Below are 15,673 nucleotides of genomic sequence, written 5' to 3' on the forward strand. Positions count from 1 at the left end.
GATGAGCCAGTTGCTCGACGACGTCGAACAGCGTTCCTTCCCGACTGACGAGGAGCTGCTGCACCGTGTGCTGACGCCGTACCGGGCGAAGCGGTGCGAGTACCTGACCTCGGCCACGGTCACCGCGCAGGGCGATCCGCGCGAGGGCGGACGGCTCGCGGCCACCTGTACGTTCGAGATCCCCGAGTCGTGCTATATCGACGACACCGGACATTTCAACTCGGTGGAGTTCAACATCTGCTTCAACCAGATGGCGTACTACCTGATGGCCAAGTCGGTGAAGGAAGGGCTGGCCGACCCGTTCTCCCGGTGGACGCTGGACCAGTTCTGGACCCGGCAGCTCGCCGACGTGTTCATCACCGACTTCAAGAGCAGCTTCCGCAGGGCGATGCGCGGCCCCAGCTTCACCGGTGAGATGCGGATCGTGGACATCGCCGAGTGGGGCGCCAGCGACCTGCGCGAGGCGCTCGTGATGCTGCGCACCACGTGCCACTACGCGGACGAGTACGGCGCCGAGAGCCATGGTGAGGTCACCGCCGCCATCACCAACCCGCCCGAGAACTGATCCCGTTCGGCCCCTCGCGAAGGAAGAACATGCCCAACGCTGAACGGCCCGGGCCGCCCCAAGAAGCCCGACAGGTCGACATCGCACACGTCTACGATCGGTTGGCTGATCGCGGGCTCCAGTACGGTCCGGCGTTCCGCGGCCTGCGCTCCGTGTGGTCCCACGGCGAGGAGGTCTACGCGGAGGCCGTCCTCGAAGCGGGCACTCTCGACAACGCGGGCGGCTACCTGCTGCACCCCGCGTTGTTCGACGCGGCGTTCCAGACCGCGCTGGTGCCAGGGCTCGACGAAGAGGGAAAGACCTTTCTCCCGTTCGCTCTGCGCGGGGTCCGCGTGTACAAGGCGGGCGCCGGCGCCGTCCACGTGCACACGGCACCCGGCGACAACGGCAGCATCACGTTGTCGCTCACCGACGCCGACGGCCAACAGGTCGCCACGGTCGAAAGTCTCGTCCGGCGACCCGTCACCGCCGACCAGCTGGAGGCCGCGACACAGCGCACGTACCTGCTGCGGCTCGCGTGGAAAGCGCTCCCGCAGTCGGCGGCCGCCTCGGAGCGGCAGCGTTGGGCGTTCCTCGGTACCGACCACCTCGGACTCACCGGCGCGCTGAAGTCCCTCCGCCCGTCCTTCGAGGTGCACCCGTCGCTGCACGCCTTGGACGACGCTCTCTGCGCGGGCGCGCCGGTGCCCGAGGTGGTCGTCGTCTCCTGCACGGACGATTCCTCGTCGGTGTACTCGGCGGCACAGCGCGCGCTGATGCTCGTACAGGAGTGGTTGGCCGACGCGCGCCTCGCCGACTCCAGGCTCGTCCTCGTCTGCCGCGGCGCCGCCGCCACGGGCCCGCACGAGGATCAACCCGACATGTCGGGTGCTGCCGTGTGGGGCCTGCTCCGGAGCGCCCAGTCGGAGCACCCTGGCCGCTTCACGCTGGTCGACATCGACGACCCAGCCGAATCCGCCCACGGTCTCGTCGCCGCGGTCGACTCCGGGGAGCCGCAGCTCGCCGTACGCCAGGACGCACTGTTCCGACCGCGCCTCGTCCGCGCTCCGACACCCGCCCGCAGCACGACACTCACCGGTACGGTGGTTCTCACCGGCGGTACCGGCGCCCTCGCCAGGGCGGTCGCCCGCCACTTGGTCACCCGGCACGAGGTACGGCATCTGGTCCTGCTCAGTCGCCGCGGCCCGAAAGCCGTCGGCGCCGATGAGCTCACCGCCGAATTGACCGAGCACGGAGCGCGGGTCGACGTCGTCGCCTGTGACACCGCCGACCGCGACGCCCTGGAGGCGGCGCTGGGACGCTTTCCCGCGCCGTCCGCCGTCTTCCACACCGCGGGCGTGATGGCCGATGTCGCCGTCGACACGCTCACCCCCCACGGGCTGGATCGGGTGCTGCGTCCCAAGGCGGATACCGCACTCCACCTGCACTCCCTGATCCAGGATCCGGAGTGCGCATTCGTGATGTTCTCGTCCGTGGCGGGCCTCACCGGCAACCCGGGTCAGGCCAACTACGCCGCGGCGAACGTGGTGCTCGACGCACTCGCCCACCACCGTAGGGCACTCGGCCTACGCGGGCTCTCCCTTGCCTGGGGCCTGTGGGAAAGCGACGGCGGCATGGGTTCCGAGCTGTCCGCCACGGAGTTGAGCCGTATCAAGCGCTCTGGACTCTCCCCGCTCACGCAGGAACAGGGCCTGCACCTTCTCGATGCCGCACTCGCCAGCGACGAGGCCGTGCTGTCACCGATCCGGCTGAGCGAGGCCGGGTTGACCGGGGACATGCCGCCCATTCTGGCGGAGCTGGCACCCGCGCGGTCCGACCGTCACGACCCTGCCGACTCCCTGGTAGGGCTGCTGGCCGAACTACCCGAGTCCGAACGGAGCGCCGCAGCCGTGGATTTCGTACGCGCTGCCGCTGCCGCTGTGCTCGGCTTCGACGGCCCAGACGACGTAGACGCGGACCGCGAGTTCAGCGCCGTCGGGCTGGACTCCATCGGCAACCTCGAACTCAGCCGCAGCCTGGCGAAGTCCACCGGGCTCCAGCTGCCCGTAACCCTGACCTTCGACCACCCGACCCCCGTAGATCTCGCAGCCCATCTGCGGCGTCTTCTCCAGGAGAACGAATCGTGAACACCGTAGTCGTCGGTGGCGGCGTCATCGGCCTGGCTGTCGCCTGGCGCGCCCAGCAGGCCGGTCTCAACGTCACCGTGATCGATCCGGAGCCGGCCAGTAAGGCCTCGCATGTGTCAGCGGGCCTGCTGGCACCCGGGAACGAACAGCTCTACCGGATGGAGGAGCTCCTCCGGTTGTCCCTGGCATCCCGCGCGCTGTATCCGACGTTCGTCGCGGAACTAGAGGAGTTCGCCCCCGCCGGCTACCGGCGTGACGGCGTGCTGGACGCGGCCTTCGACGAGGAGGCCCTGGCCGGACTCGACCGGCAGCAGGCGTTCCAGGAGGATCTTGGCATCAGCACCGAGCGCCTCACGTCCGAGGAGTGTGCCAAGCTCCAGCCCGCGTTCGGCCCCGTTCTGGGCGGTCTGCTGTCGCCCGACGACGGCGCCATCGACCCGCGTGTCCTGACCGCGGCGCTGCTCACGGCGATCGACGCGCTCGGTGGCACCGTCGTCCGGCAGCGTGTCGTACGGGTCGACGACCACTCCGTGCTCCTTGACGGCGGCGAGTCCGTCGCCTTCGACCGCCTCGTGCTGGCCGCCGGCTGCTGGACGCACCAGATCGAGGGTCTGCGGAAGGCTGCGGTCCCGGAGATACGGCCGGTCAAGGGCCAGATCCTCCGCCTCCACTCCGAGACCCCGCTGCTCAACATCACGGCGCGCGCCCGTACCGGAGAGCGCTCGCTCTACCTCGTGCCCCGTCTGGACGGCGAGCTTGTCGTGGGTGCCACGTACGAGGAGCGCGGCTACGACGACACGGTCACCGCCGATGGCACCCGTGAGTTGCTGACCCGTGCCGCGCAGTACCTCCCCGGTGTCGGCGACCTGGAGCTGCGCGAGATGAGCGTCGGCCTCCGCCCCGGCTCGCCCGACGAACTGCCGTTCATCGGCCCCACGAACGTGCCGGACGTCTTTCTCGCCTCGGGCCACTTCCGGATCGGCATCCAGCTCACACCGATCACGGCCGACATCATGCTGTCCTACCTCACCGACAGCGCGCCGCACGCGGCCGCGGAGCCGTTCAAGCCCTCCCGCCTGATGGGCTGACCACCGGATCGGCCGCGTGCCCGCGGCGGCAGTGCCGTCTCATCGACACCCTCCCCGTACTACGACGTAGTACGGGGAGGGTGTCGATCCTTATGCAGTCCCGGGAGCTGGGGAGGTCCCGGTGGGGACGGTGCGGGTGGCTTGAGAGGCGCTCCCGAGGGGGCAGCCCGACGGTTCGGGCTTACGACGATCCGCCCGAACCGAACGGCCCACTGACACCACTTCGCCCCGCCGCAGGGCGACGGGGCGAAGAACAGAGCCGGCGATCGAGACGACCACGTCCCCGTTCGCGGGGCCTCCGGCGGGTCAGTCAGCCTTCACCAGCGAGTCGTTCAGCGTGCCGGTGGCATTCTCCGTCCACTTGTGGTCTTCCTCCGAACGTGACCTGATCGTGAGCGAGCGGCCGGTGCCCGGTTCTTCCGGGCCGACGATCACTTGGAGCAGCGCGCCTTCTTCAGGACCGAAGGCGACGGGGGCGTTCAGGACCATCTCTGCGATCTCGTCGAGACCCACCGTCTGCGCGGCGTGCAGGGCGAGTTCCACGAACGCGGTGCCCGGCAGGATCACTTTCCCGATGACCACGTGGTCGCGGAGCCACGGATGCGTGTTCAGCGTCACGCGGCCGGTGAAGAGGTGGCTGCCGTCGGGGAGTTCGGTCGCCGTGGCCAGCAGCGGGTGGGTGGCGGACTCCAGGCCCAGCCCGGCTGCGTTGCCCACCGATTCCTGCGCCTCCAGCCAGTACCGACGACGCTGGAAGGCGTACGTCGGGAGTTCGACGCTCAGGGCGCCGCTTCCGCCGAGGAACTTCTCCCAGTCGATGGGCACCCCGCGCCCGTGCAACTGTCCCACTGCCTCCATCAGACTCGTCGCCTCGTCGTGCCGCGACCGCAGCACGGGCACGGCCGCGGACTCGGGCAGTGCCTCCCTGGCGAGCGCGGTCAACACCGCGTCAGGACCGATCTCCAGGTAGGTGGTGATGCCCTGGTCGTGCAGCGCGAGCAACCCTTCGTGGAAGCGGGTGGTGTTGCGCGCGTGCCCGATCCAGTAGTCCGGGGTGGCGATGTCAGCGCCCGCGAGCTCACCCGTGACCGTGGAAACCAGGGGGATGGCCGGTACCTCGTACGACGAACCCTCCGCGACGCTCCGGAACTCCGCCAGCATTCCCTCCATGTGGTGCGAGTGGAACGCGTGGCTGACGGTCAGGCGCCGCGTGCGCCGACCTTCCTCGGCGAACCGCGTGGCGATGGCCAGTACGTCCGCCTCGTCGCCGGACAGGACCACCGCCCGTGGGCCGTTGATCGCGGCGATGCTGACGGTGTCACCCAGCTGTGGGGTGATCTCCTCCTCGGTGGCTTCCACCGCGACCATCGCGCCGCCCCCGGGCAGTGCCTGCATCAGAGTGCCGCGAGCGGCGACCAAGCGTGAGGCGTCCTCGAGGGAAAGGACACCCGCGGTGTGGGCGGCGGCGAACTCGCCCAGGGAGTGGCCGATCACGTGGCTCGGTGTGACGCCGAAGTCGTCGGTCAACAGCCGGGTCAGCGACGTCTGGAGCGCGAACAGCGCGGGCTGCGTGTAACGAGTCTGGTTGAGCATCTCGGGGTCGTCGTCGAAGACGACGTCCTTCAGGGACTTCTTGCCGTCGAGGTGCCGGTCCAGGATGGCGCAGACCTGGTCGAACGCGGTCCGGTAGGTCGGGTACGTCTCGTACAGCCGCTTGCCCATGCCCGCGTGCTGGGCGCCTTGGCCGGTGAACAGGAACCCGACCTCTCCTGACGAGGGGCCGACCCGGATCACCGACGGGTTCGGGGTCCTCGCGATCACCTGGAGTTGTGTGAGCAACTCCTCGCGGGTGCTGCCCACGGCCGACGCGTGGTGTTCGAAGGTGGTCCTCCGTGTCGCCAGCGAGTACGCGACGTCTGCGGGACGCACGTCCGGGTGACTGATGACGTGGTCCAGTAGACGCTTGGCCTGGTCCCGGAGTGTTTCCTCGGTCTTGGCCGACAGGATCCACGGCAGCGGCCCGTCGGGGGTGTGCGTGATCGTGGCGGTGTCGGCCTCGACCGGTGCCTGTTCGAGGATCAGGTGCGCGTTGGTGCCGCTGATGCCGAAGGAGGAGACGGCGGCGCGGCGCGGGTGGTCGGTCTCGGGCCAGGGGCGAGCCTCGGTGAGGAGCTTGACGTTCCCCGACTCCCAGGCGACGACCGGACTTGGCTCGTCCACGTGCAGGGTCTTCGGGAGCATGCCGTGACGCATGGCCTGAACCATCTTGATCACGCCACCGACACCGGCCGCAGCCTGAGCGTGCCCCAGATTCGACTTCAACGACCCCAGCCACAGCGGCTCTTGGCGGTCCTGGCCGTACGTGGCGAGCAGCGCCTGCGCCTCGATCGGATCGCCGAGCGGGGTGCCCGTGCCGTGGCCCTCGACCGCGTCGACCTCGTGCGGCGCGAGACCGGCGTTGGCGAGCGCGGTCCTGATGACCCGTTGTTGAGCGGGCCCTCGTGGTGCGGTCAGACCGTTGGACGCGCCATCCTGGTTGACGGCGGAGCCGCGGATGAGGGCGAGGACCGGATGCCCCTTGGCTTTCGCGTCGGACAGGCGTTCCAGGACGACCATGCCGGCGCCCTCGGCCCAGGCGACGCCGTCGGCCGCGGCGGCGAAGGACTTGGAGCGTCCGTCCGGAGCAAGACCGCGCTGGCGGCTGAACTCCAGGAACATGCCCGCGTTCGCCATGACGGTGGCACCGCCGGCGAGCGCCATGTCGCACTCGCCCTGTCGGATCGCCTGGCAGGCGAGGTGGAGCGCCACGAGGGAGGAGGAGCAGGCGGTGTCGACCGTGAGGGCCGGGCCTTCGAGGCCGAGGCTGTAGGCGACACGGCCGGAGGCGACGCTCGCGGTCGTACCTGTCAGCAGGTAGCCCTCGACGCGCTCCGCTCCCTCGTGAGTCAGCGACACGTACTCCTGCGTCACCACACCCGTGAAGACGCCCGTGGAGCTGGCTTGGAGGCTCATCGGGTCGATGCCGGCGGTCTCCAGGCTCTCCCACGCGGTCTCCAGCAGCAGGCGCTGTTGGGGGTCGAGGGCCAGCGCCTCGCGGGGGCTGATGCCGAAGAACTCGGGGTCGAACTTGTCGGCGTCGTAGAGGAAGCCCCCCTCACGCGCGTACGTCTTGCCGCTCGCGTCGGGGTCGGGGTCGTAGAGTCCCTCGACGTCCCAGCCGCGGTTCTCCGGGAAGCCACCGACCGCGTCCCGCTCCTCGGCGACCAGTTGCCAGAGGGCGTCCGGGGTGTCGGCGCCGCCGGGGAAGCGCGAACCCATGCCCACGATCGCGATCGGCTCGTCGTCGAGGAGGGGCGCCGCAGGGGTGTCCGCCTCGGTGGCGGCTTCCGGAGCGGCCTCCTCATCGACCAGCTCGTCCCGCAGGTGGGAGATGAGCGACTCGGGAGTGGGGCGGTCGAAGAGCATGGTGGGCGGCAGATGCAACCCCGTCTCCTCGCTCAGCTCCATGAGGAGCTCGATGCCGCTGAGGGAGTCGAAGCCCAGATCCTTGAACGGGCTGCTGGGGTCGATGACCGGCGTCGAGGTGTGCCCGAGGACGGTCGCGATGCGCTCGCTGAGGAATGCCAGCAACAGCCTCCGCTGCTCGCTCTCGGTGAGGCCGGCCAGCTGTTCGGCCAGCGAGCCCTCCGCGAGGGCCACCGGTCCGGACTGTTCCGCCTCCGTCGTGGCCTGTACCGGTGCGGGCACCAGGTCGGCGAGCACCGGGGACAGCGCGCTCGACGCCCGCTGTGTACGCGCCTGCGACAACTCCAGCTCCGCGGGCACCAGGACCGCGTGGTCCTTGGCGAGGGCCGCGTCGAACAGGGCAAGGCCGTGTTCGGCGGGCATGGGCACGAGGCCACCGCGGCTCATTCGGGCCCGGTCGGCTTCGTCGAGGGTGTCGGCCATGCCGTTGTCCCACAGCCCCCAGGCCAGGGAAGTGGCCGGGAGGCGATGGGTGTGGCGGTGGTGGGCGAGTGCGTCGAGAAAGCTGTTGGCGGCCGCGTAGTTGGCTTGTCCGGGCGAGCCAAAGGTGCCGACGACGGAGGAGAAGAGGATGAAGTGGTCGAGTGGGGTGTCTCGGGTGGCGTGGTGGAGATTCCAGGCGCCGTCGACCTTGGGGCGGAGGACCGTGTCGATTCGTTCGTGGCCGAGTGCGGTGACGATGCCGTCGTCGAGGGTGCCGGCGCAGTGGATGACAGAGCCGAGGGGGTGTGCGAGGGGGATGGTGGCGAGGAGACCGTCGAGCGCGGCGGCGTCGGCGGCGTCGCAGGCGGCAACGGTGGCGTGGGCGCCGAGCGAGGTGAGTTCCTGGACGAGATCGCCCGCTGCTTCGGGGCCGCGGCGGCTGGTGAGCAGCAGGTGCTTGACGCCGTGCTCGGTGACCAGGTGACGGGCCAGGAGTGAACCCAGGCCACCGGTACCTCCGGTGATCAGCACCGTCTTTCCCGCGTCGAAGGACGTGGCTGCCCTGGGGGCCGTACTCAGGCGTGCCAGACGCGGGACGAGGAATCGCCCCTCGCGCAGGGCGACTTGCGGCTCATCCGCCACCACGGCGACGGACAAGGCGTCGCGGGAGGGCGACGTGCCGTCCAGATCGATGAGGGCGAAGCGGTTCGGGTTCTCCGACTGCGCCGTGCGGACCAAGCCCCAGACGGCCGCCGCGGCCGGGTCGGCCGCCATGCCGTTCTGCCCGGAGTTCGGACCGGTGACCATGGCGTCGTGGGTGAGAACGACGAGCCGTGTGTCGGGCGTGCCGTCGGCCAGTACCGCTTGGACCAGGTCCAGGGCTTGGTGAGTGGCGGAGTACGCGGCCTCCACAGGTCGTTCGACGCCGGTTCCGGCGGGGTCGGTGACGCATGGCGCGACGATGGTCGACGGTCGGTCCGCGTCGGAGCGGAGCGCGTCGCGCAGGGCGGCGGCGTCCGGGTAGGCCACGGCCGAGGAGCCGAGCACGGCCAGTACGGCGGCCACCCGCTCGTCCTCCGTGTCGCCGACGAGGGCCCAGCCGGCCCCGTCGACGGTTTCGGCACGCTGCGGTGCGGGCACCGGGCGCCAGGTCAGTTCGTGCAGGCCGCCGAGGTTGCTCGGCCGGGCCGCTTCGAGCTGTTCGCGGCCGACGGGCCGCATGGCCAGGGAGTCCACGGTCAGTACCGGGGCGCCGGACGGGTCGGTGACCCTCAGCGAGACGGTCTCCGCCGACGGGCGGGTGATGCTGACCCGCAGGGCCTGCGCGCCGGGGGCGTGGAGGGTCAGGCCGCTCCAGGAGAACGGCACGTTGAGCGTGCTGTCCGCCGCGGAGACGCCCGCTGCCAGGGCGAGAGGGTGCAGCGCGGAGTCGAGCAGGCCGGGGTGGACGCCGTAGCCGCCCGCAGCCGTACCCGTGGGGAGGGCCACCTCGGCGTAGAGCGCGTCATCGTCTTGCCAGGCGGCATGGAGCCCCTGGAAGAGCGGGCCGTAGCCGAAGCCGGCCTCGGCGATCCGGCGGTAGAAGCCGTCGGTGTCGAGGACGTGGGCGGACGCCGGGGGCCACGCTGCGTCCGCGGTCACGGGCGCGGTCACGGGCGCGGGCGCGCCGAGGGCACCGGTGACGTGGCACGTCCAGTCGGCTCCCAGTGGGGCGTCCTCGGGACGGGAGTGCACGGCGAAACCACGCCGCCCGGAATCGTCCACGGGCCTTACGTGCACCCGCAGTTGCAGCGCGCCCTGTTCCGGCAGCGCCAGGAACGTGTGGTGCGTCAGCTCCTCGACGCGGGGGCTGCCCACCATCGCGGCGGTGTGCAGCATCATGTCCACGAAGGCCACGCCCGGCATCACCGGGGTGTCGAACACGGCGTGTTCGCGGGCCCAGACGGGGGACGAGGCGTTGACACGACCGCTCAGCACCAGGCCGCCCGGATCGGGCAGTTCGGTCGCGGAGGTCAGCAGCGCGTGGCCGGTCTCGGCGAGCCCCAGCCCGTCGGCGCTACCCACGGCCTTCGGAGTTGCCAGCCAGTAGCGCTGCCGCTGGAAGGGGTACGTCGGCAGGGTGACTGGACGGCCATCGGGGGCGCCGTACACGCCGAGCCAGTCCACCGCGACGCCCGCCGCGTGCGCTTGGCCCAGCGCGGTAAGCAGCGCACGCCGCTCCTCGCGGTTCCGGCGCAGGCCCGGAATGAGGGCGGCGCTGTCGGAGCCCCCGGTGAGGTTGTGTCGGGCCATGGCGGTGAGGACCGCGTCGGGGCCCAACTCCAGGTAACGGGTGACGCCTTCGGACTCCAGACGGCGTACGACGTCCGCGAAGCGGACGGCCTCCCGGACGTGCCGCACCCAGTACCCCGGGTCGGTGACCTCACCGCCCTCGGTGACCACGGGCACCGCGGGCGCGGCGTACGTGACACCCTCCGCGACCTTCCGGAAGTCCTCCAACATCGGGTCCATCAACGGCGAATGGAACGCGTGCGACACCTTCAACCGGTTGGTACGACGCCCTTCGAGCTGCGCCACAGCGGCCGTGACGGCCGCCTCCTCACCGGAGAGAACCACAGCGCGCGGGCCGTTCACGGCGGCGACCGCCACACCGTCGGTCAACAGCGGCAGGACCTCGTCCTCCGCCGCCTCGACCGCGACCATGGCGCCACCCGCGGGCAACGCGCCCATCAGACGCCCACGCGCGGTGATCAGCCTCGCGGCATCCGCGAGGGAGAACACCCCCGCCACGTGCGCCGCGGCGACCTCACCGATGGAGTGGCCCGCCACGAAGTCCGGGGTGACGCCCCACGACTCCCACAGGCGGTACAGCGCCACCTCCACCGCGAAGATCGCGGGCTGCGTGCACTCCGTACGATTCAGGGCCTCCTCATCACCCCACATCACCTCGCGGACCTTCGGGTCCAGCTCCGCGCACACCTCGTCGAAGGCACGAGCGAACACCGGATACGCCTCGTACAGCCCACGGCCCATACCAAGACGCTGACTCCCCTGCCCGGTGAACAGGAACGCGGTCAGCCCGGCACGCGGTGTGCCGCGCACCACGTCGGGGGTGGTGTCCCCGCGGCTGAGAGCATCCAGGGCCTGGTCGAAGCCATGCCGATCGGCGGCGACGACGACGGCGCGGTGCGGCAGGTGCGACCGGGTCGTGGCGAGCGAGCGGCCGACTGCGGAGGGCCTCAGCCCGGGTTGTGCGACCAGGTGCGCGCGCAGTTGCCGGGCTTGGTCCCGGAGGGCCTCCTCGGTCTTGCCGGAGATGACCCAGGGCAGCTCGGTGTTCTCCGGCGACTCCTCCGTCGGCGTCTGGCCAACCGTCACCAGATCGGGCCCGGACTCCAGGATGAGGTGGGCGTTGGTGCCGCTGATACCGAACGACGAGACGGCGGCCCGACGCGGGCCGTCCGTCTCGGGCCAGTCACGGGCCTCGGTGAGGAGCTTGACGTTGCCCGTGGACCAGTCGATACGTGGGCTGGGCTCGTCCACGTGCAGCGTGCGGGGGAGGCTGCCGTGGCGCATGGCCTCGATCATCTTGATGACACCGGCGACACCGGCGGCGGCCTGCGCGTGCCCGATGTTGGACTTCAGCGAGCCGAGCCACACGGGCTCCTCTCGGCCCCGGCCGTACGTGTTGAGCAGTGCCTGCGCCTCGATCGGATCGCCCAGAGAGGTGCCGGTGCCGTGGCCCTCGACTGCGTCGACCTGGTCAGGGGTGAGCCCGGCGCTGGCCAGCGCGGTCTGGATGACGCGCTGCTGGGAGGGGCCGTTGGGGGCGGTGAGGCCGTTGGACGCGCCGTCCTGGTTGACGGCGGAGCCGCGTACGAGGGCCAGCACCTGGTGGCCGTTGGCGCGCGCGTCGGACAGCCGTTCCAGCAATACCAGACCGACGCCCTCGGCCCAGCTCGTACCACCCGCCGCAGCGGCGTACGAGCGGCAGCGACCGTCGGCGGCGAGTCCACGCTGTTGGCCGAACTCGACGAACAGGCCCGGCGTCGCCATGACGGTGACGCCGCCCGCGAGCGCGAGTGAGCACTCGCCCGCGCGCAACGCCTGTGCCGCCTGGTGCAGTGCGACCAGCGACGAGGAGCAGGCCGTGTCGACCGTCACCGCGGGGCCTTCGAGGCTGAACGTGTAAGCGAGCCGGCCGGAGGCGACGCTCGCGGTGGTGCCGGTGAGCAGGTAACCGCCGAGGCCGTCGTCACCCTCGTGGAGCCGCGGGCCGTACTCCTGGGACATCGCGCCGACGAACACGCCGGTGTTGCTGCCGCGCAGCCCGTCCGGGTCGATTCCCGCGCGTTCGAACGTCTCCCAGGCGGTCTGGAGCAGGACCCGTTGCTGCGGATCCATCGCGAGGGCCTCGCGCGGGCTGATGCCGAAGAACTCGGCGTCGAACTCGGCGGCACCGTCGAGGAATCCACCGTGTCGGGCGTACGTCTTGCCGCGTACGCCCGGCTCCGGGTCGTACAGGGCGTCCAGGTCCCAGCCACGGTCATCGGGGAAGGGTCGGATCGCGTCGGTGCCCTTGTCGACGAGTTGCCACAGCTCCTCGGGAGAGTCGACGCCGCCCGGGTAGTGGCAGGCGGTGCCGACGATGACGATCGGATCGTCCGCGTCCACGGCCGTTGCTGTCACCGGGGCGACCGAGCCTGCGGTGGTGTCGCCCACGGCCAGGACGCACAGCCACTCGGCGAGCCGTGAGGGGTTCGGGTGGTCGTAGACGATGGTGTCGGCCAGCGAGAGGCCGGTCGCGCGGCTGAGTCGCTGCCGTACCTGGACCGCCAGCGTCGAGTCCATGCCCAGCTCGCGGAAGGTGTGCTCCGCGTCCACCGCGTCCGTGGTCAGGTGGCCGAGCACCATCGCGGTCTGAAGGCGCACCAGTTCCAGTGCCTCGTGGCGCCGGGCATCCGTCGGCAACCCGGCGATCCGATCCGCCCAGGTGACGGTGGCGGCCTCGGTGGGCGCCGTCGCCTCCTCGACCGGTTCGGCCGTGCGCGCGGTGGACTCGTACTCCGTGGACACCTCGGGCCAGTGGCGCTCGCGTTGGAAGGCGTACGTGGGCAGGGGCACGCGCCGTGGCGTACGCCCGTGGAAGAGGGCGGACCAGTCCACGGCCACGCCACGCACGTGCAGTTCCGCGAGGGAGGCCACGACCGGCGGCCAGGGAGACTCGTTGCGGCGCAGCGAGTCCACGACGAGTGTGTCCGGCAGCGTTTCGCGCAGGGCGCGGGTGAGGACGGGGTGCGGGCTCGACTCGACGAACGTGCCGAAGCCCTCCTCCGCCATGGTGCGCAGTGTCGACTCGAAGAGCACGGGCTGGCGCAAGTTGGCGTACCAGTACTCGGCGTCCATGTCGGCCGTGTCGATGGCGCCGCCGGTGACGGTCGAGTAGAAGGCGGTGACGCAGGAGCGCGGCGTCACCCCGGCCAGTTGCTCCAGTAGTTGCTCGCGGATGCGTTCGACGGCCGGCGAGTGTGAGGCGAAGTCCACCGGCACGGCCTTGGCGCGTATGCCTTCGGCTTCGGCGGCGGAGACCAGCTCGGTGACGGCCTCGGGGGTACCGGCCACGATCGTGGTGCCGGGGCCGTTGACGGCCGCGATGCCCAGGGCGTCGCCGAACGGGGCGATGCGCTCGGTCACCTCGGCCGCGGGGAGGGGCACGGACGCCATGCCGCCGGTTCCCGCGAGCGTCATGATCGTACGGCTGCGCAGCGCCACGATCCTCGCGGCGTCCGCCAAGCTCAGCGCGCCCGCGACGTGCGCGGCGGCCACCTCGCCCTGCGAGTGGCCGACGACCGCGTCGGGTCGGATACCCAGGGACTCCCACAGCCGTGCCAGCGACACCATCACGGCGAACAGCGTGGGCTGGATGACGTCGGTGCGTTCCAGGTCGGCGGCTCCGTTGCCACCGTGCAGCGTGTCCAGCAGCGACCAGTCGGTATGCGGTGCGAGTGCCTTGTGGCACGCCTCGATCGACGCGCGGAACACCTCGGAGGTGGCGAGGAGTTCCCGTGCCATGCCCTCCCACTGGGAGCCCTGGCCAGGGAAGACCAGGGCGAGCTTCCCGGTGTCGCTCCGGACGCCGGTGATCAGGCCGGGGGCCTCGCCGCCGTCGCGCAGTGCCGCCAGCTGGGCGTCGTGGTCGGGTCCGAGGGCTACGGCGCGGTGCTCGAAGTGCGTACGGCTGCCTGCGAGGGACCACCCGAGGTCGTACGCTTCGGCATCCGGCAGGCGCTCGTCCCGCAGGCGTCCGGCTTGGGCGCGCAGCGCGGCGGCGGTGCGGCCGGAGACGGTCCAGGGAATCAGCGGTATCCGGGACGCGTCCGAGGCGGCGCCGTTCCGCTCCGGCTCCTGCTCCGGCGCGTCCGCGGAGACACCTGTGCCGGGCGCCTCCGCGAGCACGACGTGGCAGTTGGTGCCGCCGACACCGAAGGAGCTGACGCCTGCCAACAGCGGTGCGTTCGGCCAGGGGCCGGAGGCGGTCTGGACCCGGAGGTTCAACGCTTCCGGGTCGATGCGCGGATTGGGATTCTCGTAGTTGAGGCTCGCCGGTATCTCCCGGTGCCGGATGCTCAACACCGTCTTGAGCAGGCCGACGATGCCCGCGGCGCCCTCCAGATGGCCCACGTTGGTCTTGGCCGAGCCGACGACGACGGGTTCACCCGCGGGCCGCGCGCTGCCGTAGACAGCGGCGATGCCTGCCGCTTCCAGTGGGTCACCGGTTGGTGTTCCCGTACCGTGCAGCTCGACGTAGTGCACCTCGGACGGGTCCACGCCCGCATCCTGGCATGCCTGTCGCAGTACGGTCGCCTGCGCTTCGGCGCTGGGCACGGTCAGGCCCTCGGTGGCACCGTCGTTGTTGACCGCGCTGCCGAGGACGACGCCGTACACGGTGTCGCCGTCCTCCACCGCCCGGGCCAGCGGCTTGAGGACGACGACGCCGCCGCCCTCCCCGCGTACGAAGCCGTTGGCGCGCTCGTCGAAAGTGAAGCAGCGCCCATCCGTCGACAACCCGCCGAAACGTGCGGCGACTTCGGCGCTCTCCGGCGTGAAGTTCAGTGCCACACCACCGGCCAGGGCCAGTGTGCTCTCACCGCGCCGCAGGCTCTCCACCGCGAGGTGGACCGACAGCAGGGAGGAGGACTGCGCCGAGTCGACCGCCATGCTGGGGCCGTGCAGGCCGAGGACGTACGAGACGCGGTTGGCGATGACGCCGCGGTTCAGTCCGGGCAGGGAGTGCTGTGTGACCGCGCCGCCGCGCTGGGCCAACGTCGCGTAGTCGTTGCTGATGGCACCGACGATGACGGCCGTGGCGCTGCCACGCAGCGACTCGGGTACGATCCCCGCGTCCTCCAGCGCCTCCCAGGCCAGTTCGGCGAAGAGGCGCTGTTGCGGGTCGACCGCGACGGCCTCGCGGGGCGAGATGCCGAAGAAGCCGGCGTCGAAGCTGTCCACCTGCTCCAGGAAGCCGCCGTACCGGAGTGCCGCACGATGCGCCTCGGGAGCGTCCGGCAACACCTTCTCCGGGTCCCAGCGCCCGGCCGGTACCTCCCCGATGGCACTACGGCCCGTGCGGAGCACATCCCAGAAGGCACCGACGTCTGGCGCTTGAGGGAGGCGGCACGAGGCGCCGATGATGGCGATGGCGTCATTACTGTGAACACGATCACTCGTCATGGTGGCGAGTGCCTCCCTCATCGCATACGTGCGAAACGTCGGTACTGCCGACGTTCATCCTGGGGAGATCGTCAGCCCCGCCGCATGCCCCTAGCTACCCGTAGCGCCCCCTAGCCGCTCGGCGAGGTCTTCACATCCGTACGGACGGTCGGGGGGGCTGGGTTCGGTCGAACCACGGTCGGCTGTCGTGCGTGCTGACGATCCCCGCTCACGCG

Annotated in this window: 4 protein-coding genes; 3 read left to right on the forward strand and 1 reads right to left on the reverse strand. The window is 70.8% G+C overall.

The window, feature by feature from the left end; translation table 11 throughout:
* The first annotated feature begins 1 nt into the window (after position 1).
* Genes D7M15_RS16930 through thiO form a run of 3 tightly spaced genes read left to right on the forward strand, consistent with a single transcriptional unit; the run spans position 2 to position 3,779 of the window.
* Positions 2-565, forward strand: a complete 564-nt coding sequence (locus D7M15_RS16930; protein WP_121518290.1) for an FcoT family thioesterase — start codon at positions 2-4, stop codon at positions 563-565.
* Positions 566-594: 29 nt separating this feature from the next.
* Complete coding sequence (locus D7M15_RS16935; RefSeq protein ID WP_121518291.1) at positions 595-2,691, forward strand: type I polyketide synthase; 2,097 nt, start codon at positions 595-597, stop codon at positions 2,689-2,691.
* Positions 2,688-3,779 (forward strand): glycine oxidase ThiO, encoded by a 1,092-nt coding sequence (gene thiO / locus D7M15_RS16940; protein WP_121518292.1) that lies wholly within the window; start codon positions 2,688-2,690, stop codon positions 3,777-3,779. Before D7M15_RS16935 ends, thiO begins: the two co-directional genes overlap by 4 nt.
* A gap of 306 nt (positions 3,780-4,085) precedes the next feature.
* On the opposite strand, the gene D7M15_RS16945 is transcribed toward thiO, so the two are convergent.
* The gene (locus D7M15_RS16945) at positions 4,086-15,479 is read right to left on the reverse strand and encodes a type I polyketide synthase (RefSeq protein ID WP_121518293.1); all 11,394 of its coding nucleotides are present in this window, start codon (positions 15,477-15,479) and stop codon (positions 4,086-4,088) included.
* Positions 15,480-15,673 lie beyond the last annotated feature (194 nt).

The sequence above is a fragment of the Streptomyces sp. Z26 genome (genome assembly GCF_003665095.1).
GTDB classification, from domain to species: Bacteria; Actinomycetota; Actinomycetes; order Streptomycetales; family Streptomycetaceae; genus Streptomyces; species Streptomyces phytohabitans.

Excerpts from the sequence above, each read along its gene's own strand:
- D7M15_RS16930 (WP_121518290.1), top strand. The coding sequence starts at position 2 with ATGAGCCAGTTGCTCGACGACGTCGAACAGCGTTCCTTCCCGACTGAC.
- D7M15_RS16935 (WP_121518291.1), top strand. The coding sequence starts at position 595 with ATGCCCAACGCTGAACGGCCCGGGCCGCCCCAAGAAGCCCGACAGGTC.
- D7M15_RS16945 (WP_121518293.1), bottom strand. The coding sequence starts at position 15,479 with ATGAGGGAGGCACTCGCCACCATGACGAGTGATCGTGTTCACAGTAAT.